Source organism: Paenibacillus phyllosphaerae (assembly GCF_014192105.1).
In the GTDB taxonomy this organism is placed as follows: Bacteria; Bacillota; Bacilli; order Paenibacillales; family Paenibacillaceae; genus Paenibacillus_Z; species Paenibacillus_Z phyllosphaerae.
This window is the reverse complement of the sequence record NZ_JACHXK010000014.1, coordinates 100,714-121,894: the sequence shown is the minus strand read 5'-3', so window position 1 is coordinate 121,894 and position 21,181 is coordinate 100,714. Positions and strand designations below refer to the sequence as shown.

At 55.0% G+C, this 21,181-nt stretch carries 23 protein-coding genes and 1 riboswitch; of the genes, 17 read left to right on the top strand and 6 right to left on the bottom strand.

Annotated elements, in window-relative coordinates:
• Window positions 1–2 precede the first annotated feature (2 nt).
• From FHS18_RS24010 to FHS18_RS23975, 8 genes are all read left to right on the top strand, one after another.
• Window positions 3–995: an ABC transporter permease gene (locus tag FHS18_RS24010; RefSeq protein WP_183602917.1), complete on the top strand. Its 993-nt coding sequence runs from the start codon at window positions 3–5 to the stop codon at window positions 993–995.
• A complete protein-coding gene (locus tag FHS18_RS24005) occupies window positions 992–1,807 on the top strand; it encodes an ABC transporter permease (RefSeq protein WP_183602916.1) in 816 nt (271 codons plus the stop codon). Before FHS18_RS24010 ends, FHS18_RS24005 begins: the two co-directional genes overlap by 4 nt.
• A 15-nt stretch (window positions 1,808–1,822) precedes the next feature.
• Window positions 1,823–2,650, top strand: a complete 828-nt coding sequence (locus FHS18_RS24000; protein WP_183602915.1) for an ATP-binding cassette domain-containing protein — start codon at window positions 1,823–1,825, stop codon at window positions 2,648–2,650.
• A complete protein-coding gene (locus FHS18_RS23995; protein ID WP_183602914.1) occupies window positions 2,626–3,231 on the top strand; it encodes an ABC transporter ATP-binding protein in 606 nt (201 codons plus the stop codon). The genes FHS18_RS24000 and FHS18_RS23995 overlap by 25 nt, the downstream gene beginning before the upstream one ends.
• A gap of 138 nt (window positions 3,232–3,369) precedes the next feature.
• Window positions 3,370–3,579: riboswitch (cobalamin riboswitch) on the top strand.
• 147 nt (window positions 3,580–3,726) lie between these two features.
• The gene (locus FHS18_RS23990; protein ID WP_183602913.1) at window positions 3,727–3,900 is read left to right on the top strand and encodes a hypothetical protein; all 174 of its coding nucleotides are present in this window, start codon (window positions 3,727–3,729) and stop codon (window positions 3,898–3,900) included.
• Window positions 3,901–4,248: 348 nt separating this feature from the next.
• Window positions 4,249–5,001: a response regulator transcription factor gene (locus FHS18_RS23985; protein ID WP_183602912.1), complete on the top strand. Its 753-nt coding sequence runs from the start codon at window positions 4,249–4,251 to the stop codon at window positions 4,999–5,001.
• Window positions 5,002–5,093: 92 nt separating this feature from the next.
• Window positions 5,094–5,498, top strand: a complete 405-nt coding sequence (locus tag FHS18_RS23980; RefSeq protein WP_183602911.1) for a hypothetical protein — start codon at window positions 5,094–5,096, stop codon at window positions 5,496–5,498.
• Window positions 5,499–5,771: 273 nt separating this feature from the next.
• Window positions 5,772–7,064, top strand: a complete 1,293-nt coding sequence (locus tag FHS18_RS23975; RefSeq protein WP_183602910.1) for a cohesin domain-containing protein — start codon at window positions 5,772–5,774, stop codon at window positions 7,062–7,064.
• A gap of 100 nt (window positions 7,065–7,164) precedes the next feature.
• On the opposite strand, the gene FHS18_RS23970 is transcribed toward FHS18_RS23975, so the two are convergent.
• Window positions 7,165–8,292, bottom strand: a complete 1,128-nt coding sequence (locus tag FHS18_RS23970) for a glycosyltransferase family 4 protein (protein WP_246427868.1) — start codon at window positions 8,290–8,292, stop codon at window positions 7,165–7,167.
• Between the two features lie 239 nt (window positions 8,293–8,531).
• Here FHS18_RS23970 and FHS18_RS23965 point away from each other — a divergent pair, with 239 nt between their 5' ends.
• The 3 genes from FHS18_RS23965 to FHS18_RS23955 all read left to right on the top strand — a co-directional run bounded on the left by FHS18_RS23965 (window position 8,532) and on the right by FHS18_RS23955 (window position 11,478).
• Entirely contained in the window at window positions 8,532–9,797 is a 1,266-nt protein-coding gene (locus tag FHS18_RS23965) for an ATP-binding protein (protein WP_183602908.1), read from the top strand.
• A 179-nt stretch (window positions 9,798–9,976) separates the two neighbouring features.
• Window positions 9,977–10,444 (top strand): DUF6376 family protein, encoded by a 468-nt coding sequence (locus tag FHS18_RS23960; protein WP_183602907.1) that lies wholly within the window; start codon window positions 9,977–9,979, stop codon window positions 10,442–10,444.
• A 176-nt stretch (window positions 10,445–10,620) separates the two neighbouring features.
• Window positions 10,621–11,478, top strand: coding sequence for a class II fructose-bisphosphate aldolase (locus FHS18_RS23955; protein ID WP_183602906.1), 858 nt, complete (start codon window positions 10,621–10,623; stop codon window positions 11,476–11,478).
• A gap of 109 nt (window positions 11,479–11,587) precedes the next feature.
• On the opposite strand, the gene FHS18_RS23950 is transcribed toward FHS18_RS23955, so the two are convergent.
• On the bottom strand, window positions 11,588–11,932 hold the full coding sequence (locus tag FHS18_RS23950) for a DUF2512 family protein (RefSeq protein ID WP_183602905.1): 345 nt from the start codon (window positions 11,930–11,932) through the stop codon (window positions 11,588–11,590).
• Window positions 11,933–12,125: 193 nt separating this feature from the next.
• On the opposite strand from FHS18_RS23950, the gene FHS18_RS23945 reads away from it, so the two are divergent.
• The 3 genes from FHS18_RS23945 to FHS18_RS23935 are packed head-to-tail and all read left to right on the top strand — an operon-like array spanning window position 12,126 to window position 16,015.
• Entirely contained in the window at window positions 12,126–13,229 is a 1,104-nt protein-coding gene (locus FHS18_RS23945) for a GerAB/ArcD/ProY family transporter (RefSeq protein ID WP_183602904.1), read from the top strand.
• Between the two features lie 42 nt (window positions 13,230–13,271).
• Window positions 13,272–14,840, top strand: coding sequence for a spore germination protein (locus tag FHS18_RS23940; protein ID WP_183602903.1), 1,569 nt, complete (start codon window positions 13,272–13,274; stop codon window positions 14,838–14,840).
• Window positions 14,840–16,015, top strand: a complete 1,176-nt coding sequence (locus FHS18_RS23935) for a Ger(x)C family spore germination protein (RefSeq protein WP_183602902.1) — start codon at window positions 14,840–14,842, stop codon at window positions 16,013–16,015. Before FHS18_RS23940 ends, FHS18_RS23935 begins: the two co-directional genes overlap by 1 nt.
• A gap of 33 nt (window positions 16,016–16,048) precedes the next feature.
• Here the strand turns inward: FHS18_RS23935 and FHS18_RS23930 are convergent, their stop codons facing one another.
• From FHS18_RS23930 to FHS18_RS23920, 3 genes are all read right to left on the bottom strand, one after another.
• Window positions 16,049–16,276, bottom strand: coding sequence for a YczF family membrane protein (locus tag FHS18_RS23930; RefSeq protein WP_183602901.1), 228 nt, complete (start codon window positions 16,274–16,276; stop codon window positions 16,049–16,051).
• A 152-nt stretch (window positions 16,277–16,428) separates the two neighbouring features.
• Window positions 16,429–17,043, bottom strand: coding sequence for a PH domain-containing protein (locus FHS18_RS23925; RefSeq protein WP_183602900.1), 615 nt, complete (start codon window positions 17,041–17,043; stop codon window positions 16,429–16,431).
• Between the two features lie 298 nt (window positions 17,044–17,341).
• The gene (locus FHS18_RS23920; protein WP_183602899.1) at window positions 17,342–18,058 is read right to left on the bottom strand and encodes an AAA family ATPase; all 717 of its coding nucleotides are present in this window, start codon (window positions 18,056–18,058) and stop codon (window positions 17,342–17,344) included.
• A 210-nt stretch (window positions 18,059–18,268) separates the two neighbouring features.
• Here FHS18_RS23920 and FHS18_RS23915 point away from each other — a divergent pair, with 210 nt between their 5' ends.
• Window positions 18,269–19,279, top strand: a complete 1,011-nt coding sequence (locus tag FHS18_RS23915) for a TIR domain-containing protein (RefSeq protein WP_183602898.1) — start codon at window positions 18,269–18,271, stop codon at window positions 19,277–19,279.
• Entirely contained in the window at window positions 19,272–19,466 is a 195-nt protein-coding gene (locus FHS18_RS23910) for a hypothetical protein (protein WP_183602897.1), read from the top strand. Before FHS18_RS23915 ends, FHS18_RS23910 begins: the two co-directional genes overlap by 8 nt.
• A gap of 54 nt (window positions 19,467–19,520) precedes the next feature.
• Here the strand turns inward: FHS18_RS23910 and FHS18_RS23905 are convergent, their stop codons facing one another.
• Window positions 19,521–20,279 (bottom strand): MBL fold metallo-hydrolase, encoded by a 759-nt coding sequence (locus tag FHS18_RS23905; RefSeq protein WP_183602896.1) that lies wholly within the window; start codon window positions 20,277–20,279, stop codon window positions 19,521–19,523.
• A 161-nt stretch (window positions 20,280–20,440) separates the two neighbouring features.
• On the opposite strand from FHS18_RS23905, the gene FHS18_RS23900 reads away from it, so the two are divergent.
• Window positions 20,441–21,040, top strand: coding sequence for a TetR/AcrR family transcriptional regulator (locus tag FHS18_RS23900; RefSeq protein WP_183602895.1), 600 nt, complete (start codon window positions 20,441–20,443; stop codon window positions 21,038–21,040).
• The last annotated feature ends 141 nt before the right edge of the window (window positions 21,041–21,181 follow it).

The following is a 21,181-nucleotide window of genomic DNA, read 5'->3' as shown; positions in this document are numbered from 1 at the left end:
GCATGAAGCGCACCGGTATTAGCCGTTTCCTGCTCCGGCAGGCAGGCAAGCTTGCCCTCTTGCTCGCAGCCTCATGCGTCATCACGTTCATTCTTGTCAGCCATTCGCCGATCGACCCGACGCAAGCGTATATCGGCGCTGACCTGCTGCGGGTTGGCGCCGAGCAGCGGGACGCGATCGCCGAGTATTGGGGACTGAACGACCCGCCGCTGCAGCGTTTTTTCTTCTGGTTCGGCTCCCTGCTACAAGGCGACTTCGGCACGTCGATGATTCATCGGGCGCCGGTTAGCGAAGTCATAGCCGACCGCTTCCTAAGCTCGCTCGTCTTAATGATTACCGCCTGGGTGATGTCCGGTATCCTCGGCTTCACCGCGGGTGTTACAGCTGCCATGAAGCGGGGCAGCTGGCTGGACCGCGCGATCCAATGGTATTGCTACACGCTGTCGTCGACGCCGACCTTCTGGGCGGGTCTGCTGCTGCTGATCGTATTCACGGTGTGGCTGCCGATATTCCCCGTAGGATTGGGGACGCCGGCCGGCGTGCTGGCCGAGGATGTCACTTGGCTGGACCGCGTGCGTCACATGATCCTCCCCGCGCTTACGTTGTCGATCACGGGCCTTGCGAATATCGCGCTCCATACGAGAGCGAAGCTGATCGACGTGCTCGGCAGCGATTATGTGCTGTTCGCCCGGGCCAAAGGCGAAGAGGGCTTCGTTCTCTTCCGCCGCCATGGGCTTCGTAACATTCTGCTGCCGGCGATTACGCTGCAATTCGCGTCCTTCAGCGAGCTGTTCGGCGGCGCCGTGCTGGTCGAGCAAATTTTCTCCTACCCGGGACTTGGCCGCGCGACGGTGGAAGCGAGCACGAGAGGGGATGTCCCGCTGCTTCTCGGGATCGTGCTGTTCAGCACCTTGTTCGTCTTTACCGGGAATTTGTTGTCAGAGCTGATCTACCGCTGGATTGATCCTCGCATCAGAGAGGGGCAATCCATATGAATTTGCGAAAGAAAACGTTAGGTTATGCGATTGTGGCGTTCGTCCTGCTGCTGCTTCCGGTCGTATTGTCGCCGCTGCTGGGTAGCGAGCAGCTCGCAACGCATCTGACAGCTCGCAACGAAGCGCCATCCTGGAGCCATCCGTTCGGGACGGACTGGCTGGGCAGAGACATGTTCACGCGTTCGATCAAAGGCCTCGCCTTGAGTCTTGGCGTCGGGCTCACCGCCGCGCTCGCCAGCGGCCTGATCGCGGGAACGCTCGGGCTTATGGCCGCTACGCTCGGCAAGGCTGCGGACCGCTTCATCTCTTGGCTGATCGATCTGTTCCTCTCCGTGCCCCATCTGGTGCTGCTGCTCCTGATCGCCTTCGTGACGGGGGGCGGCGTGAAAGGCGTCATTATCGCGGTCGGGCTGACGCACTGGCCGAGTCTGGCCCGCCTCATCCGCGCGGAGATTCTGCAGCTGAAGTCAAGCGAGTTCGTCTTGGTGTCGCGGCATATGGGCCGCTCCCGGTGGTGGATTGCGACCCGTCACTTGCTGCCGCATCTGTGGCCGCAATTCATCGTCGGGACGCTGCTGCTGTTCCCGCATGCGATTCTGCACGAAGCGGCGATTACGTTCCTGGGCATGGGGCTGTCGCCGCACCAACCGGCCATCGGCATTATCCTGTCGGAGTCGATGCGCTATCTGTCGACGGGGATGTGGTGGCTGGCGTTCTTCCCGGGATTGTGTCTGCTGATTCTCGTCCGGTCCTTCGACGTGCTGGCAACCAATCTGTACGCGCTCGTGGACCCGAACCGTTCGCAGGAATAAAGGAGGCCCTACAAGATGCCTTTGCTTGAAGTCAATCAATTATCGATTACGTTCACCCAATACGACAGAGGTCTGCGCCAGAAGAAGGTGCCGGTTATCCAGAATCTCTCCCTTGCCGTTGAGCGGGGAGAGATCGTCGCCGTCGTAGGCGCCAGCGGCTCGGGCAAAAGCTTGCTTGCGCACGCCATTCTCGGCATTCTGCCGCATAACGCGGCGGTCAGCGGGCGCATGGCCTTCGACGGGCAGCCGCTGACGCCAACCGTGATCCGCAAGCTGAGAGGGAAGCGGATCGCGTTCGTGCCGCAATCCGTGCAGTCGCTCGATCCGCTCATGCGCGTCGGCGACCAGGTGCGGCAGGCGGTGCGGACCGGCGACCCTGCCGCGGAGCAGCAGCGGGCATTCGCGCAATATGGCCTTGCGCCGCAGGTCGCGCGGCGCTACCCGTTCCAGCTGTCCGGCGGCATGGCGCGGCGAGTGCTGGTCTCGATCGCGACGGTGAGCGGCGCGGAGCTGCTTATCGCCGACGAGCCGACGCCCGGCATGGATCCGGCGGTCGTGCAGGAGACGCTGCGCGCATTCAAGGCGTTCGCCGACAAGGGGACGGCCATCGTTTTTATTACTCATGATTTGGAGGCGGCGCTGACGATCGCCGACAAGGTGGCCGTATTCCACGCTGGCGCGACGCTAGAGGTTACACAGGCAGCTGATTTTGAAGGGAAAGGCGAGCGGCTGCGCCATCCGTATACGCGGGCGTTGTGGCTGGCGCTGCCGCAGAATGGTTTCGCTATTCCGGATGAGGAAGCAGGTGAAACGCAAATATGCAGCTTGAAGCACGAAGCATAAGCAAGCGCTATGGCGAGGAACAATGGCTGTTCCGGAATGCCAACGCTGCCCTGCAAACAGGTGAAGTGGTCGGCTTGCTCGGACCGAGCGGCTGCGGCAAGTCCACCTTCTGCCGCATTCTGGCAGGCTACGATTCGAGCACAGAAGGGGAAGTGATGCTGGACGGAGAACGGCTGCCGAGCAAGGGCTACCGCCCGGTCCAACTCATCTTCCAGCATCCGGAGCGGGCCGTTAATCCGCGCTGGAAGGCAGGCGCTATTATGAATGAAGGCTGGCAGCCGGACGGCTCGATGCTCGAATCGTTGGAGATCAACCCGGAGTGGCTGAACCGCTGGCCCTCCGAGCTATCCGGCGGCGAGCTGCAGCGGATCTGCATCGCGCGCGCGCTGGCGCCTCACACCCGGTTCATACTAGCGGACGAGATGACGACCATGCTCGACGCGATAACCCAAGCGAGAATATGGAAGACGGTGCTAGAGCTGGCCGCAAGCCGCCAGATGGGGCTGATGGTCGTTAGTCACGATCGCCATCTGATTGACCGGATTTGCACGCGTGTCATCGATTTTCGAAGCCTGGGCTGAATAGACGCTGATTTACGTATCTGCTTCACCAGATTGACGTCTCGATTTCATGCCGATTTCACAAGTGAAGCTTGTAAATGGGCAAGACTGGGCGTAACGTTAAGGTATGGCGGAGATGGAAGAAATGCATCTGCCGCCGCAAACGGATTGGGAACAGGTGCCAAGGCGGCCCGGGCATAAGCTCGTCCGCCGAAGGCTTAATAGGGAAGTCCGGTCTAACGCCGGCGCGGTCCCGCCACTGTAATGGAGGAGCATGCAGCATTCATGCCACTGATCGCTTCGATCGGGAAGGCAGCTGCCTTGCGCGGATTCCAGAGCCAGGAGACCTGCCTGTTCTAACGCACTGCTGTACCTACGGGAGATAGGGAGGTGTAGGATGAACCGTCGGCCGAACAAGGCTTGAGGGCGTCTTTCCCTATGCATGAGGAGGGGAGGACGTCCTTTTTTATTCTTCTTTAAGAGGTGATCGCAAACAAGCTAAGGGAGGCATGTGGAATGCGGCTCGAGCTGATCCATTTTTTGTCCACGGTGAATGAGGAACATGTCATGCGTACGGTGCTGAACAATCTGAATGCCGAAGGGATGGCTACATTGTTCCACCATTTGGAATACGCCTCATCGGATACCAAAGAACGTTGGCTGTCGCAATTCAACCAGATGATGCGGTAAGGCGAGCAATCATAATCGTTACCCTCCGAGGACCTATGCGGCAATGATGCCGCGTAGGTTTTTCTTATTCGGAGCGAGGGGAAAGGGGAATTGTTCCACCTTTTCCTGAAGTCCGCCAGCCGCTTCACATTGATGTACAAAAAGTCACATCTTATCCACGAAAACGACCCAATTCGGTCACACGCAATGCTGCGACGATTACCCTATGATGGACGTAGGAAGGCATAGGCACAACTATGCGCCTTACGAGCTTAGCTTATGCTGGATAGAGAGAATAGCCCGGGCCATAAGAGCCAAGAGGCGAAATAGACAGGAATAGAGACATACTGGAAGAGAGTGGAGAACAACATGGAGAAGAGACAGGAGCGTATATTGCTTGTTGACGACGAACAACGAATTCGCAGCTTGCTTGGCATGTACCTAGAGAAGGAGCATTACGAGATCGATCATGCGGAGGACGGCAAGGATGCGCTTCGGAAGGCGCTTGCCTACGATTACAAGCTGATCGTGCTTGATGTGATGCTGCCGGGGATGAACGGAATCGAGGTGTGCCAATCGATCAGGCGGCAGAAACAAACGCCAATCGTCATGGTCACCGCCCGCAGCGATGAATACGGCAAACTAGCCGGTTTCGAGGCCGGCGCGGACGATTACGTAACCAAGCCGTTCAGCCCGCGCGAGGTGGTGCTTCGGATAAGGGCGCTTCTTAACCGTTCCGCTATCTATGATCGGGAGGAGTTGCCAAGGACGCCAGGCCGAATCGTGCTGCCGTATCTCACCATCGAAGCGGGAGCTCATCGCGTGCTCGTCATGGGGACGGAGATTCGTTTGACGTTGAAGGAATACGACTTGCTTTATTTCTTGGCGCGCCATCATGGGATTGCTTTTACGCGGGAGGAGCTGCTCCGCGAGGTATGGCGCTACGATGCGGATAAGAAAGGGGATCATCGCACGGTTGATACCCATGTGAAACGGATCCGGGAGAAGCTTGCTGCCGTCTCGGAAGAAGCAAGTAAAATGATCTTTACGATCTGGGGACTGGGTTACAGTCTGCGCAATCCGTTCGAAGCAGTCGCGCGCGTCGCCGGCGAGAAGTCATAAAGCGTTCATAATAGAGGGGGATAATAGCCCCATCGAGTCATAGCGATACCAGCTTGACGGGGTATAATATAACGAGGATCGCACAGAAAGGAATGACGAGATTGAGAGCGAAGGTATTGCTGATCATCATGAGCTGCTGTCTCTCGATTGCGCTGCTTAGCGGCTGTACGAGCAGTGCTTCCTCAGAGCAAGAGGGGAATGCGGAGGCGGTAACCGTCGAGCTTGCGACGGAGCCTAACACGATGGAGGCCGGACGAGCCGGCAAGCTAGTGGCGAATGTAACCGGGCTGGCCAAGCAAGAGGGGGCGCAGGTCACCTTCGAACTCCGCCGGCCGGATAACAAAGGATTGCCTGAGTTTATTGAAGCCGAGGCTGATGGCGACGGAAGATTCACCGCGGAAGCGACGCCGGAGGTTCAAGGTTCCTATACGGTATATATTCATTTGTATCAGGACGAGTTACATGTGACCAAGATGAAGAAGCTTGAGGTGCAATGAGTAAGGAGGGGAAGGCCAATCGGCCTTCCCCTTTCTTCTATCTTGAACGTTAGGATGCAGCATCTGGCATTTTGTGCGTAAATTTGCAAAATGTTTACCGATTTTTCTATTTTCTAATTCGTGTAAACGCTTTATAGTGGTCTGTAGAGGAAAAATCAGGAAGGTTTAGAGGGGGCGATCGTTCGGCTGATCGGCACAGATGACTGTGATTGCAATGACCGCATTAATGCATTCATGAACAGGACGATATCGGTGAAAGGCAGGTTCATACGGATGAACAAGAGGACAGGCTTATTCGTACTTGCACTTCTTCTACTGTCAGTCATAAGTGTTAGACCTTCTATAAGCTGGGCGGCAGAGGCAAGCCCTTCTGTCTACGGACAGCTCTCCGAGCTTGCTGCTGTGGAAGCGGGTCAAAGTTTCGAAACCTTCTACACGCTCGAAGGAACGACCGAACCGGTGCTCGCGCAGGACATTCTCATTACATACGATCCTTCGCAAGTGGAATTCGTAGAAGCCGGGTCGGCGAATGAGGACTGGATCGTTGCCGGACAGCTTGAGGGTGAAGGCGAACTTCGTCTGCTCGCGGCAAGCAGTGGCAGCGGCAATACGGCAGGCAATCAGCTCGTCCTGCGGTGGAAAGCGCAAGATCTCAGCATCCCTGTCGTGCCGCAGATCGAAGTAACCAGCGTTGCGGTCTCGACAGGCGGCAATGAAGAGGCCGCGCTCCGCAGCTTCGCCCGCGCCGCAGCTATCGACGGCGATCTGAACGGGGACGGTTCCTTATCGATCGGCGATCTGGCGCTCGTCGTGAAGGCGCTCGGCAAGACGGACGCCGATCCGGAATGGGCTTCTTACGCGAAGGCCGATCTTAATGCGGACGGGATGGTCGATTACCTGGATCTGCTCATCGTGGCCGAGCTTATTCTCCGCGGAGAAGTCGGGCCGACTGCGGCAACACTGACCGGACCTCAAGAAGCGGCTGCCGGCGACACGGTCGATCTCGTATTCGGCATCCAGAACCTCTATCAGCACGTGTATGCGCAGGATATGCTGGTCACATATGATCAGGAGGCTTTGACGTTCGTAGGCGCAGCGTCGCTTGATGAGGAACGGCTGCAGCTGCTCGATTACGAGGTGGCTGAAGCTGGCGTGCGGATAATTAGCGCCCATACGAATACGGAATATCCCGAGCCGAACGCACAGTATCTCAAACTGACGTTCAAGGTCAACAATCAAGCCTCGGCGAATCAGGTGACGGTCTTGATCGGATCGCTCCAAGTTGCGGACGGCAAAGGGAACGAGTCCGAGATCCAAGGCGCTTCGCACATCATTGAACTGTCGACCGACACGCCGTCCACTGGCGATATGAACGGCGATGAGCGGTACAGCATCGGCGACCTCGCGATGATTGCGGCGCATTATGGCGCAACATCGGCAGATCCGGAGTGGGCGGTCGCCAAGCCGGGCGATCTCAACAATGACGGCAAAATCGACCTGCTGGACTTGACGCTGTTGGCCTCGAAGATTCTGCAGCATGACAGCAGCGAGGCTCCAAGCCAATAACAGGCAAGGCCCGATACCGTGAGTGGTATCGGGCCTTTGTTGTATTCGGCCGCCAGTCGGCCTGGTCTCGTCTGGCCTGGCATGACCTGAGATATGCCGCCTAAAGTTTGCTTCGATAATAGGCTTTCAGATTAGCGACAGCCTTGTTCCAGCCGAAGCGGGAGACGACGCGCGAGCGGCCGCCGCCGGCCAGCCGCTTGGCCAAGGCGGGGTTCGTCAGGATTTGGCCGATTGCCTCGGCGAACGCCTTGGGGCTTTTGTAAGACTTAACAAGGAGACCGCTGCGCCGATGCTGCACGACTTCAAGGATTCCGCCGCGAGCCGAAGCGACCAACGGAATGCCGGATGCCATCGCTTCCGAATTCACGCAGGCGAAGCCTTCCTGGAACTGGGTAGGGCATACGAACACGTCGCCGAGGTGGTACATCTCGTGGACACGCTTCGGCGGCACATAGCCCATGAATCGGAGCGGTACGCCTAGCCGTTTGGCCAGCCGCCTCACTCTCTTCATATAAGGGCTTTCCCGCTTGACGCCCGGCCAAGAAGCACCGACGGCCACGACCGCTATACGTTTGTTCGTTCTTCTAAGAATGGCGGCCGCTTCAATTAGCGTGTGAAGCCCTTTCCTTGGGATGATGCGCCCGACAAACAACAAATTATAGCTGTCGTTCAGACGATACTTGGTGCGGATTCTTGCCTTGTAGGCACTGGATCTCGGCCGGAATTGAGCTGTGTCTACGCCGAGCAGCATCGGCCTGAATTTGCGTGCGTGCTGCGGATACATGTTCTTGAAGGTGCTTGTCAGCGACTTCACGACACAGGTGACGCCGTCCGCTTGGGCTAGCGCTGCACCCCCTTGCCGACGGGATAACCGCGATAGAAAATGCAGCGAGTGCAGCGATAGGATAATCGGGGTCGCCGGGAAGGCGCGGCGAATGGCCGGAACGAACGCCGGCCGGTTATCGACCTGGATGAGGTCGAAGTTTTGCTTGCTCAACGTATCCAGGGCGGCCTTGATGTAGGCCTGGCCGTTCCGGTACGGGAACCGGCGGATCGTCAGTTTGCCGGCTAGGCTGCGGTTCGGCAATGCCGGATGGGTGCAGCTGGCCATCGTAACGCGTTCCGTTCGAGCCAACCGGGAAAAGAACTGATACATGACGGTTTCAACCGATCCGCCCTTAATAGGAGGCAGCGGTAACCGATCAGGCGCAATCGCCAATATTTTCATGGGTCTCATCCTTTCGTCTTCTGTGCAGGTAGACGTTGTCATCATATGTATCCAACGGAAGGAAAGTTGAGGGCGCTTACCGCTGTACAACTGGTATACACCATGTACAATATAGCCGCTGAGAAGGGGGATTTGCAGTTGGCGTCGAATCAAATAGAGTAGATCGCGAAATTTAGGGGCAACGGATAAGTTGATTCCGGCTTTCGCAAGTCCCAACATGAGGTAGGTCATCTTGTACTATGGATGTTATTAAAGACTTTCTGCTGCAGATCGCACTTGTTGCCATGCCCGTGTTCGGCTTTCAATTGCCTTGGGAGAAGAACAAGAAGCTAATCATGGTCCTGTTATGGGGACTTACGCTGCTCATCTGCATGTCTTTCCCCATCTATTATGGCGAGGGATACCGGCTTGACCTGCGTGTCATTCCGCTTATGCTTGCCTTCCTGTACGGAGGAACGGGCAGCGGGGCTCTCTTGGCCGCGCTGTTGATCCTCTACCGACTATATATCGGGTTCGATGCCGGGTTCATCACGTCGATGCTGACCCTATTGACCGGCGTTCCTCCGATGATTCTGATGCGTAAGACGTTCAGTAAGGCGAACGCCGGCCGCCGCGTCGTGCTGGCTATCCTGCTCGCTGCCACCTACAGCGTCATGGGGATTGGCTGGACCGCACTCTTGCGGGGGAGCTATCTCGACGTCTTGTCCGTCCAGCTCATTCAACTGACCTGCGTGTTGATCATGACCGGCGTTGTCGTCCGCATGAACGAATTTATCTACCATATGCAATTCATGCGGCTGGAAGCCGAAAGGCTGCGCACGATCAGCGAGCTAACGAGCTTATTCGCCCATGAGATCCGCAACCCGATGCAGACGACGAGAGGATTCCTGCAGCTGCTGGACAGTCCCGAGCTGTCTTCCAAGAAGCGGCAGTTCATTAAGCTGTCCATCGACGAATTGGACCGCGCCAACTCGATTATTAGCGACTACCTCGCCGTGGGCAAACCCGCCTCGGAAGAACGGCAGCGGATTGAACTGGCTAGCGAGTTGAGCCGAGCGGCGAATGTCATCGAAGCCTACGCGGCCAATCAAGGGGTCAACATCAAGATCGAAGCCGTATCCGAATGCTGGATTAACGTGAACCCGCAGCAATTGCGCCAATTGCTCATTAACTTGCTCAAGAATGCGATTGAATCGATGCCGGACGGAGGCAGCATTCACACGAGCGTGATGAAGGAAACGGGCAACTATGCGATTCGGATCAAAGATGAAGGCGTCGGCATGACGCCCGAACAGGTGAACAAGCTGGGATCGCCGTTCTATTCGCTGAAGTCGACCGGCACAGGATTAGGGATGGTCGTGTGCTACCAGATCGTCAAACAATTCGGCGGCGATATGCTGGTGAGCAGCGAGCTGGGCAGCGGAACGGAGGTTATCGTTCAGTTGCCGAATTTTGAGTTCGCCGCGGAAGCCAGAGGCTGGAGGCGCCCGAGAGCGAACGGATAGCGCCAACGGATAGAAGAAGGGCCGGTTGCGCGCGCAGCCGGCTTTTTTGGGCATGGTGAAATTTCGTTTCTTCACGGCGTGCGAACTTCGGGCATAAGAAAAAGGAACCGCGCCATGCCTTGGGGAGTAATAGGAGGGTAGGAATGCAATTCGAATGAGGAATGGAGGCATGAATAACCATGAAAGTACGAAAGAAGCTGACACGCCCCGTCTTGCTGATGCTCCTGCTGGCCGGCGCATTGTTCACTGCCGGCTGCTCGCTGTGGAACACGATCGACAGCTCGCTGGATTACGTGAACGAGGCGACCTCGTATGTGAATGATGCGACCGCCTTTGCCCAAGGACTTCCTGACTTGGCCCAACAGGCTGTGCTCGATCCGGCTGCCCGCGATCAATTAGAACAATCCTTCGTGACGATGAAAGACAATATTACGGCATTCAACGGACTGACGGCGCCCGAGTTCGCCAGCGAAATCCATCAGAAACTGCTAAGCTACAACGAGACGCTGCTTGCCGAGATCAATACGTATCTGGAGCAGCTGAAGACGAACGTTATCGATCTGGAGGCTCTGCAGCAATCGCCGATGATGCAGACGCTGTCGAATATTACGGATACGTTAGGCCAGCTGAAAGAGCTTGGCCAATAACGAAAAATGTCCTTTTCGGGAATATTTCCTGTAATGAATGCGATTACAAGAAAAAAGATGCATTTTCTTACGTCAAACCTCGCTATAAGGGTTCGATATTGGACAAATATATGTGTATAATAAACTTTGCAAAGATCGAGTCTTAGCAGTAGTTATTTTGAGGGAGGATTTTTAAGATGGCATTAGTTTCGATGAAGGACATGCTCAACAAGGCTCTTAAGGAAGGTTATGCTGTTGGTCAATACAACATCAATAACCTGGAATGGACACAAGCGATCCTTGCTGCAGCAGAAGAAGAGAAGTCCCCGGTTATCCTGGGCGTTTCCGAAGGCGCAGCTCGTTATATGGGCGGCTTCACGGTTGTAACAGCAATCGTTAAGTCCCTGATCGAAGAAATGAAGATCACGGTTCCAGTTGCAATCCACCTGGACCATGGCTCCAGCTTCGAGAAATGTAAAGCAGCGATCGACGCAGGCTTCACGTCCGTTATGATCGACGCTTCGCACCATCCGTTCGAAGAGAACGTTGAAACAACTTCCAAAGTTGTTGCTTACGCTCACGAGCGCGGCGTTTCCGTTGAAGCCGAGCTGGGTACAGTCGGCGGCCAAGAAGACGACGTTGTAGCTGACGGCGTTATCTACGCAGATCCAGCTGAGTGTAAAGAGCTTGTTGAGCGCACAGGCATCGACTGCCTCGCGCCAGCGCTTGGCTCCGTTCACGGCCCTTACAAAGGCGAGCCGAAACTGGGCTTCAAAGAAATGGAAGAGATCTGCCAAACAATCAAACTTCCATTGGTTCTGCACGGCGGCACAGGTATTCCTACTGAGCACATCAAGAAATCCATTTCCCTGGGCACAGCAAAAATCAACGTGAACACAGAGAACCAAATCGCGTTCACGAAAGTCGCTCGCGAAATCCTGACGAAGGACCTTGAAGTTTACGATCCACGTAAATTCCTGACACCAGGCCGCGATGCAATCAAAGCAACCGTTGCTGGCAAAATGCGCGAGTTCGGTTCCGCAGGCAAAGCTTAATATTGTACACCGCAGCAAGAACCGGGCCCTTACGGGGGTCCGGTTCTTTTGTTGTTCGGACGCCGAAAACAGGCCATCCTATTGAATGGCCTGTTGCTTGTCGCTGCTGCTATGCGCGCTCGCGCTCGCTATGGTCGCTAAGCATAAAACGATGGAACACGAATTCGAATATTCCGAGCATCAAGCAAGTAAAGAAGAGCTCGTCGAGCGATAAACCCCAATCCAGAAAATCAGCTACAACATACAGATAGGCCGCGCTAAGACCGAAGTCCACGATCGTCGCGACAATATTGTTGGTCTTGCGCAGGATAAGCTGGTCCCCGATGATATAGGCGACAATCGTTAACCCCGTTGCTGCGATCGCGGCTTCAGTTAAGGTGGCTTCTGTATAATACATCATCAGCGAGATCACGATCGCGCCGTTAACCAGCCACTTGAATACGAATTTGGCCATATGTCCTCCCTTGAAGTCACTGTGATTTTTCTGCGCCAGAGGCTCACATTCGTTGTAACGATAGGTTGTCCGTTAATCTTCATGGTCATTCCGTACGGATGCGGACAGCTTCAGGGATAAGAATGCCCTTATTATGGAAAGCTATCATCAAGTTTGCAGCAGAAAATGAACCAGTCTGAAAGGTGATCGAGACATGTCCAAGTCGTCCGCGATCAGTCCGACTCAATTATTCGCCATGATCATTCTGTTCGAATTCGGAACCGCGCTCGTTCTGCCGATCGGCCTGACCTCCGCGCAGAATTCATGGCTATCCATCCTTCTTGCCATGCCTGCGGGCATGATTTTCTATTGGCTGCTGATGTATTTGCACAGGCGGTATCCGGCCTTAATTCTCAGTGCCTATATCCGGCAGATCGTCGGGCCTTACATCGGGCTGCCGATCGGTTTGATGTACGGCATTTATTTTATGTACATCTCCGCCCGGAATTTGCGCGAGGCCGGGGATCTATTGATCACCACCTCGTATGACCAGACGCCGATCGTAATCGTACATGCGGCGATGATCGCAACGGTCATCTATATCGTGCACAAAGGCGTCCAGGTCCTGTTCCGGCTCGGCGAAATCTACATCATCTTCATTATCGCTTTAGGCCTCCTGAGCGATATGGCCGTTCTGCTGTCCGGAACGATCGAAATCCGGGATCTGCTGCCGATCTGGGGGGAAGGCGTCGGGCCTACGCTTCGGAGCGCGTATCCGAATATCTTCTTGTTTCCTTTCGCGGAAGTGATTACGTTCGCAACGGTGCTGCCCCATCTGAAGCAGAATCAGGCTGCGGGCAAGATCGGCATGCTGGCTATACTGGCCAGTTCCGTCATGTTAAGTATGACCCATGCCATCGAGGTGTCCGTCATCGGCAAAGATATGTATTCGCGTTCGACCTTTCCCTTGTTTACGGCCATCACGACCGTTGAGGTCGCCGAGTTCGTCGAGCGGCTGGACGCGCTTGTCATTCTGGCGCTCATTATCGGGGTATTCTTCAAAATGACGATGTACGCGTATGCGGCAACCTCAATCGTAGCCGATGTTTTCCGAATAAAAGAGATGAAGCAGATGGCCTATCCGATCGGAAGCACCATCTTCCTGGTCTCCATCATGTCGGCTTGGAGCTTCCCTGAGCATGGCGCGGAGGGAACCAAAAGTTTCACGACCATACAGCCGATCTTCCTGATCTACATTCCGGTTCTTCTGTTCGTCGTACAGTTGGTTAGGCAGAAGTTCAGCCGTCCGTCTTCATGAGCGGCCATACGGACGGCTATTCCATGCGAGAAGGTGTAGCGGATGTTCTTCAACAACTCGAATCGGAGCCGCTCGACATTGGACGAGCATAAGGGGGATACCCAAGCTGCGCAGGCGCCTAAGCAGATCGCCGCAAGCCTGGAGAGCAACATCGCTTATATCGTTCAGATGCTGGGCGACAGCCCGGACATCGTAATCCGGCGTTTCGAGATCGGGGCAGACAAACGGCAAGTGGCTGCGATCTACACCGACGGCATAACGGATAAGCAAACGGTGAGCCAGTTTATTCTCCAGTCGTTAATGTCGGATGACTCGTTCGACCCGGCTCCCGGACAAAGCTTGCTCGATTACGTCCTTGCCCGTACGCTTGCGATTAGCGAGATCTGCGCCAAGTCGGATTGGGACGGCATTCTGCTTGCGCTGTTGTCCGGCGATACCATTATCTTCATCGAAGGGTGCACGGATGCGCTATGCGGGGATACCAAGGGCGGAGAGCAGCGAGCGGTCACGGAGCCTTCGACCCAGGTGGTCGTGCGCGGCCCGAAGGAAGCATTCACCGAATCGATCGGGACGAATGTAGCGCTTGTGCGCCGTAAGATAAAAAGTCCGAACATCCGGCTGGAGGCTTACAAGATCGGCTCGATCACGCAGACGAACGTGGCGATCATGTACCTGGAAGGAAAAGCCGACCCATCCTGCGTGAAGACGATTCGCGATCGGATTCATCGGTTGTCGGTCGAGACGCTGGAGGGCTCAGAGCATCTGGAGGAGCTCTTGTCCGATCAGCGGAAGACGGCATTCCCGACGATCATGAACACGGAACGGCCGGATATGGTTACCCGCAACTTGTTGGACGGGCGCATCACCATTTTCATCGACGGAACGCCTTTCACGCTGATCGCCCCGTTCACGTTCTTCAAGGGTTTGATATCGGCAGAGGATTATTACCAGCGTCCGGAGTCGGCATTTGCGGTGCAGGCATTGCGTTACGCGGCCTTGATCATCGCCTTGTTCGGCCCCTCGATCTATATTGCCGCGATTACGTTTCATCAGGAGATGATCCCGACGCCCTTGCTGCTCAGTCTCGCTTCCCAGCGGGAAAGCGTGCCATTCCCCGCGTTCCTGGAGGCGTTCCTGATGGAGGTGACCTTCGAGGTCATTCGCGAGGCGGGCATTCGCATGCCGCGGGCGATCGGACAGGCCGTATCGATCGTAGGCGCGCTGGTGCTCGGACAGGCGGCGGTGGAAGCCGGCATTATTTCCTCGGCCATGGTTATCGTGGTTGCGCTTACCGGTATCTCGAGCTTTGCCAACCCTTCGTATAACTTGGCAACGACCATCCGTATCATCCGGTTCACCATGATGGTGGCGGCTGCAATCTTCGGTTTCTATGGCATCGCGATCTTCAGCATATTCTTAATCGGGCACATGTGCGGGCTGCAATCGCTTGGCATCCCGTATATGTCGATTCGCTACCCATACGTTCCGGAAGAGGAACGATATACGTTATACGGGCTTCGTCTGGGAGCCGGCGGTACCCATGCGCAAGGACAGGCCGCTCCCCAATCTTCGGAAGCGCCGGGTAAGACAACAGATGGAAGTGATCCTTAATGCGAAAGACGATTGCGGTCCTCTTCGTCTTGCTCCTGGGAACGATGTTCCTTGCGGGCTGCTGGAATAGCAGGGAGCTTCGGAATCTGGCCATTGTGGTCGGGATCGGCATCGATAAAATCCCGAATTCCGAGCAGTATCGCGTGTCGTTCCAAATCGTCAATCCGCATGGGGCTTCAGAGGGCAAAGCCAGAGGCAGCAGTTCGGGCGAAGCCCCGCATATCGTTTATACCTCCGTCGATTATTCGATCTTCAGCGCCTTGCGCAAAACGACGCAGAAAGTGCCAAGGCAGCTGTTCTTCGCCCATGCGCAATTGCTGGTGATCGGCGAAGCGCTAGCCAAAGAGGGTATTCAGGAGCTGTTCGACTTCTATGAACGATCGCATGAACTGAGGCTCAATACATCGGTAGCGATCGCAAGAGGGACGAGCGCGGAGTCTGTCCTGAAAGTATTGACCCCATTGACCACGTCGGATGCGACGGCAATCTCGAGCAGGCTTAAGATCACTTCCGAAATATGGGCGCATAACGTCGATCAGGACATCAGCTCCATCATTAAGCAGCTGGCCGGCGGCGGCGAACCGGCGATAAGCGGGGTAAGGATCGTCGACAGCAATTCGACGCCGACTTCCAACCTGGAGCTCAAAGGCATTGCGCTGCTCTCGAAGGGCAAGCTTGCCGGGTGGATGGACGGCAGGACCGCGCGCGGCGCGGTGTGGGCGCTTAATCAGATGAAGAGCACCAATGTGAACCTCGATTGCGGCGAAATGAAGAATGGCATCTCTATCGAAGTGATCCGTTCGTCGACGAAGGTACGGGCGCATGTCGTCGAAGGCAAGCCAGCCTTTACGATCAAGGTGAAGGAGGAGGGAAGCTTAAGCGAAGCGCGCTGCTCGATCGATCCCGGATCGAAGGAAGCGATGCTTAAGCTGCAGCAGCAGCTGGCGGATGAGACGAAGCAGGAGATTGAGCTGGCGGTGCAGGCTGCTCAAGCGAAGAAGAGCGACAGCTTCAATCTATGGGCGGAATTGAAGCGGACGCAGCCTAAGCTGTGGGAACGAATTCAGAAAGAATGGCCGGACATCTTCGCGGGCTGTGAAGTCAAGGTGGAGGTCGAGGCTTTCATCCGGAGAACGGGAATGCGCGGCAAGACATTCACCCAGCCGCAGGATTGAATGGTTCCGATGAGGTGGAAGGCAGGCTGCCGGCTAGCGCTGGCGTTTGCGCTTGGCGCTCCATCGGGCCAAGAGGGGCATGTAGAGCGGTAAGCTGCATCCGAATATGACAACGACTCGTTCGAGGAGCGTCGTGACGTCGAACGATCGCAGCAAGGTGAGGAGCGCCTCTCTCGGGGTCTCACCGTTCAGAATGTCTGCCATCATGAGGAATAGCAGGCTGATGGCGAGGATTGTGATATAGGCAAGCGGGACTCTCATAGCAGGAACTCCTTCCGGTTTAAGGAGGTAGTGTGCATTAGCATTGCCAATTATGGGCAGCTCCATCCCATCATATCGGCGCTCTGCACCATGGAAGCGAATTACCCCCTTGGGCGGGTGGCCCAAGGGGGTAACGTTTACTTATGCTTGTTTTATTGGTTGATATAACGCTCGAATACGGAGGAGAAGTCCTTCACCTTGTATTGCTTCTGCGTATTGACGAGCCAGTCGAAGGCGGATTGGTTGATGGCGTTGAATTGCGCGGACAGGTTCATCTCTGCCTTATGCACTTGGCTGACGGTGTTAGCGGCCATATCCAAGCTCTGGCGGGCAAACCCGATCGCCAATTCATTCTCGTGCGTAATCTCCGCGATCCGGATCAGCGCTTTATATAAGTCCTTCACTTCTTCGATATGCTTCTTATGCACGTCGATCGAGAATGCCGCGCCGCCGATCGTGAATTTGATCTCGACGTCGAGGTCGACCGTGCCGGCCGTCTCGAGCGTAACGTTGGAGATGTGGTGCGTGCCGTACGTATAGCGGATGAGCGTCCGTTTCTTGCTCATGGCGCTCGTGCCGTTCAGATGGATGAGCGCGAGGTTCGTGAAGCAATATTCGTCGGATTTGGATTTAATGAGGAAGAAAATTTTCTCGTTGTCTTCATGGAAGACGTAATCGTCTGCGTCGACCTTATCGTAATTCTCCGGGCGAATAACGCTGCCTACATCGCTCAAACCGAGCACATCTGATGCTATTTTACCAAACAATGCGCGTTCCTCCTTATTTAAGCCTGCTAGAATTTCCCTGTTCCATTATAACACAGCGCCTTAGCGTTCCGGGCTTGGCAGCGCCATTCCTAACCAAATATTTAGGTTACGTTCCTTGTAAGTCACAATCGTTGCATTAGAAGTCACAAGCGTAGTAGTCGTCCGAAGCGAGTGCTTCTTACAATGAAGGGGAGGGGAAGAGCAGCAACTGAGGAGGCGACGACAAACAGCCAAACATGATAAACGGTCATGGTTGGCTGTTGTTTCATTATCGGCGCGCGTGACTTAGGACTTAGCGTCAATCGTCCTCGAACAGTTCGTCCAGCATGGCTTGTCGGTTCTCCAGAAATTTGCGCGTAACGACGTAATGAAGCGTGTCCTCATACCGGATCTCGGAGATCGGCTGCGTATCGAAATTGAAGATCTGGGCGCCCGGATAGCCGAGCAGGATAGGCGAGTGCGTCGCGATAATGAATTGCGCGTCCCGCTCCAGATCTTTGATGATCCGCAGCAGCGCCAGCTGCCTGGCTGGCGACAACGCCGCCTCGGGTTCGTCGAGCAGATAGATCGCTTTGCGCCCGAATCGGTGCTGGAAGAGGGAGAGGAACGCTTCGCCATGCGACTGCTCATGCAGCGATTTGCCGCCGTAAGCGGGCAAGCTGCCCGGCATGCTGTCGATATGGGAGGCGAACTGATAGAAGGTCTCCGCCCGCAGGAAGAATCCGTTCGTCACCTTCGGCAGCCATGACAGGCGGACGGCCTGACCCAACGCCGATTCGGCAGCGTCCACCTCGTAGGCATTGTTCCGGCCGCCGCCGGCCGTGTTGAATCCGCATTGATAAGCGATCGCCTCGAGCAGCGTCGACTTGCCCGAGCCGTTCTCCCCGACGAAGAACGAGACATGCGTCCGGAACGACAGTTCATCCAATGAACGGATGGACGGGATCGAGAACGGGTAGCGCTTGGATGTTGATGTGCCAGAGGGGCGCAGGACGGATAGATTTCGCAGGAACATGGGCTTTCAACTCCTGTTGGTGATCGAATGAATAGGGATAATAGTGTCCGCCCCATCTTATCATAACTCGACGTTCATCATGAATGGACCCCATAGCCGTGTACGAAAAAGATCACTTCAAGAAGCGAACGTACTTTCCCCTAAGATAGCGAGGTTGTATACTACTATTAATAGTGAAGGACATTCATTGTTAGAGGGGAAGAGTTCATCATGACAACCCATCGAAGACCGAATGTATTCATCGGTTGTTCGCGCGAAGCCATCCATTATGCTCGCGCAGTGAGCGCTCAGCTCGAGTATCATGCGCAAGTTAATCCGTGGTATGCCGGGACCTTTCAAGCGAACGATTTTACGATGGAGGCGTTAGAGCGGGAGCTGGACGCGAACGATTTTGCCGTGTTTATTTTCGCTGCCGACGATGTAGCGTTAATTCGGCAAAAGCCCGTATTCATAACACGGGATAATACGGTATTCGAAATGGGGCTATTCTGGGGAAGGCTTGGCAGAAAACGTGTTTTTGCAATCATCCCTCGAGATCTTCCAAGCAGAAGCGACCTCATTGCGAATACCGATGTGTCCGAGTTCCATGTGCTTTCGGATCTAGCGGGTTTGACCCTGCTTAGTTATGGGCAAAGGACAGATGGCAAATATGCGGCTGCCGTAGACAATGCTTGCGGGGAGATTTTATCCGCCATTCAAAAGGAAGAGCTGTTCAAGGATCCAAGAGTCGAACTCGAGCGAAAACAAAGCGTCCTGCATTTCTTCTGGGAGTATAATCGAAATTTGATCTTGGGCAAAGAGGTCGACCGTTACGCGGCGTTCGCCGAAGCTATCCGCAATTCCCTGTTAACCCCTTCAGGATTTCGGGTAACGGGCGCCGCAATATGGAAGCAAATCGGCAATCGCATTATGCAAGTCGGAGGGAATGTCGGCAGAGGCCGAACGTTCCGTATGGATGACAATGAGCGCAAGGGAAAAGAGGAGCAACGAATCTACCTTCTCGATGTTCTTAATGGTGAAAAATGGACGTTCTTTAAACGCAGAGAGATTGCCGAGGTATATGTGTTATGTTATCCTCTTAGTAACAAGCATGCTCTTTCCGTACATATTGCGGGTAATCGAACATTAAGTCATGAACACCTGACGACGCTTGTGGAAGTGCACAATGACGAGCTGCTGATGACCATCAATGATTTGGTAGGAGGGATTCGGAATGAATAAACGTCCTGTTAGCGGGTCTGACCGCTTCGGATCTTTGAATGGCCGCCATCGCATGACTGGTCACAAACGCGGAGAAGCTGTTGCGCAAGATATCTATATCGGTCCATCGGAAGATGGCGGCGATAAGGAATATATTAAAGTCGTAAGCGGCAAGATTAGCGTTAGAAAACCATCGTTTGCGCAATAAATAATGTATGTGATGTAAACAAGGCAGCCGGATTTTCAACCGGCTGCCTTGTTTTTATTCGAGGGTAAGCAATTCCCCGTCCTCCGGCACGTCAACCTTATGCGCTAGGAGACGCTCTTGCAGGAAAGCCCGGAGGTGCCGCCGCTTGAACGTGCAATGGCTGATCGCATCCATATGGACGGCGATGAGCCGCGTATTCGGTGCTAAGTCCGCGATCCGGACGATGTCTTCGGCTGTCATCGTGATGATGGTCCCGAGCAGCATCTGCGCGCGCGGCGTATTAAGGACGGCCACATTCGGCTGGTATTGCCGGAAGGTTTCCTCGATCGCAGGGGTGAGAATGCAGTCGCCGGCGATATAGATCGAACCTTCGTTCGGGGTGCTTAGCACATAGCCGGACACGGGACCGAGCAGCCGGGCGGCGAAGCCTGGCGCATGCCGGCCGGGAATCCGTTCGATGCGGATTCCGTTCCACTCGAGCGAGCTCGCGATGGGATGGATATGGACGAATCCGGCCGCACGCAAGAATGCTTCGTCCTCAGGCTGGCACAAGACGGGCATGGTTTTGTTCAGAACGGACAAGGCTTTCTTATCGAGATGGTCAAAATGGCGATGTGTTAGCAGCACGGCATCCATGTCGTCGAAGTATTGCAGCGGCACCGGGAGCGGAGTCAGCGGATTGCGGCGCAGCGTTCGCGTGAACGGAACCGGCGGGAGCTCGCCGACATCGCTTAACATCGGGTCGATCAAGAGCTTCTTGCCATTCAGGGTTAGAACCGATGTCGCGTTCCGAATATGTTGAAAAGACATCATCCTTCATCATCTCCCATTGTTAAAATAATACCGACCGGTCTGTTTTAAACTAGCATGGTAATTCGCGCAGATCAAGCATAATTTTCCAACGGGCGATTGAACGGGGTTCGCGAGTATGATAATTTAAGACCAATCGGTATTTTTTTGGAGAGGGGATCGGGATGAAAAAGGGGCAAGCGACCAAAGAACATATCATTCGTGAATCCGCCGCGCTGTTTAATACGAAAGGGTATGCCGGTACCTCGCTATCGGAGATTATTGAGCGGACTCATATTCGTAAAGGCGGCATCTATAACCACTTTGAAAGCAAGGACGATATTGCGCTTGGCGCGTTCGACTATATGGTGGCGCAGCTGAAAAGTCTGCTAGCAGAGGCGATGGCCGAGCAGCCCGAACCAGCGGCCAAAATCCAGGCGATCTGCGAGGTGTACATCCAACTGGTCGAGCGCAAGCTGTGGGAAGGCGGCTGCCCGATCATGAATACGGCCGTGGAAAGCGATGATGGTCATCCGTTGTTGAAACAAAGGGCGCAATCGGCCATGGGCGAGCTGATGTCCGGCTTAAAAGGAATCCTCGCGGATGGGATCGCGCGGAAGCAGTTTCGAAGCGACATCGATGCGGAGGCTGCGAGCAGCGTCATCATTGCCCTGATCGAAGGGGGTGTCATGCTCAGCAAACTGTACGACGACCCTGTCTATATTCGGCACTGCACGGCGCAAGTCCAGAGCTACATAGATAGGGAGTTGGCTGTTCAATCTTAGCAGAAGATAGGAAGCAAAAAGTAACAGACTTTGGTAAACACGCCAGAGTCTTTTTTGACTTCCGCCATTGACGATGCGGGCTTCTATACGTTAATCTAGCAACGATTGAGAGATTAACTATCCGATTTAAGAGGAGCTGTT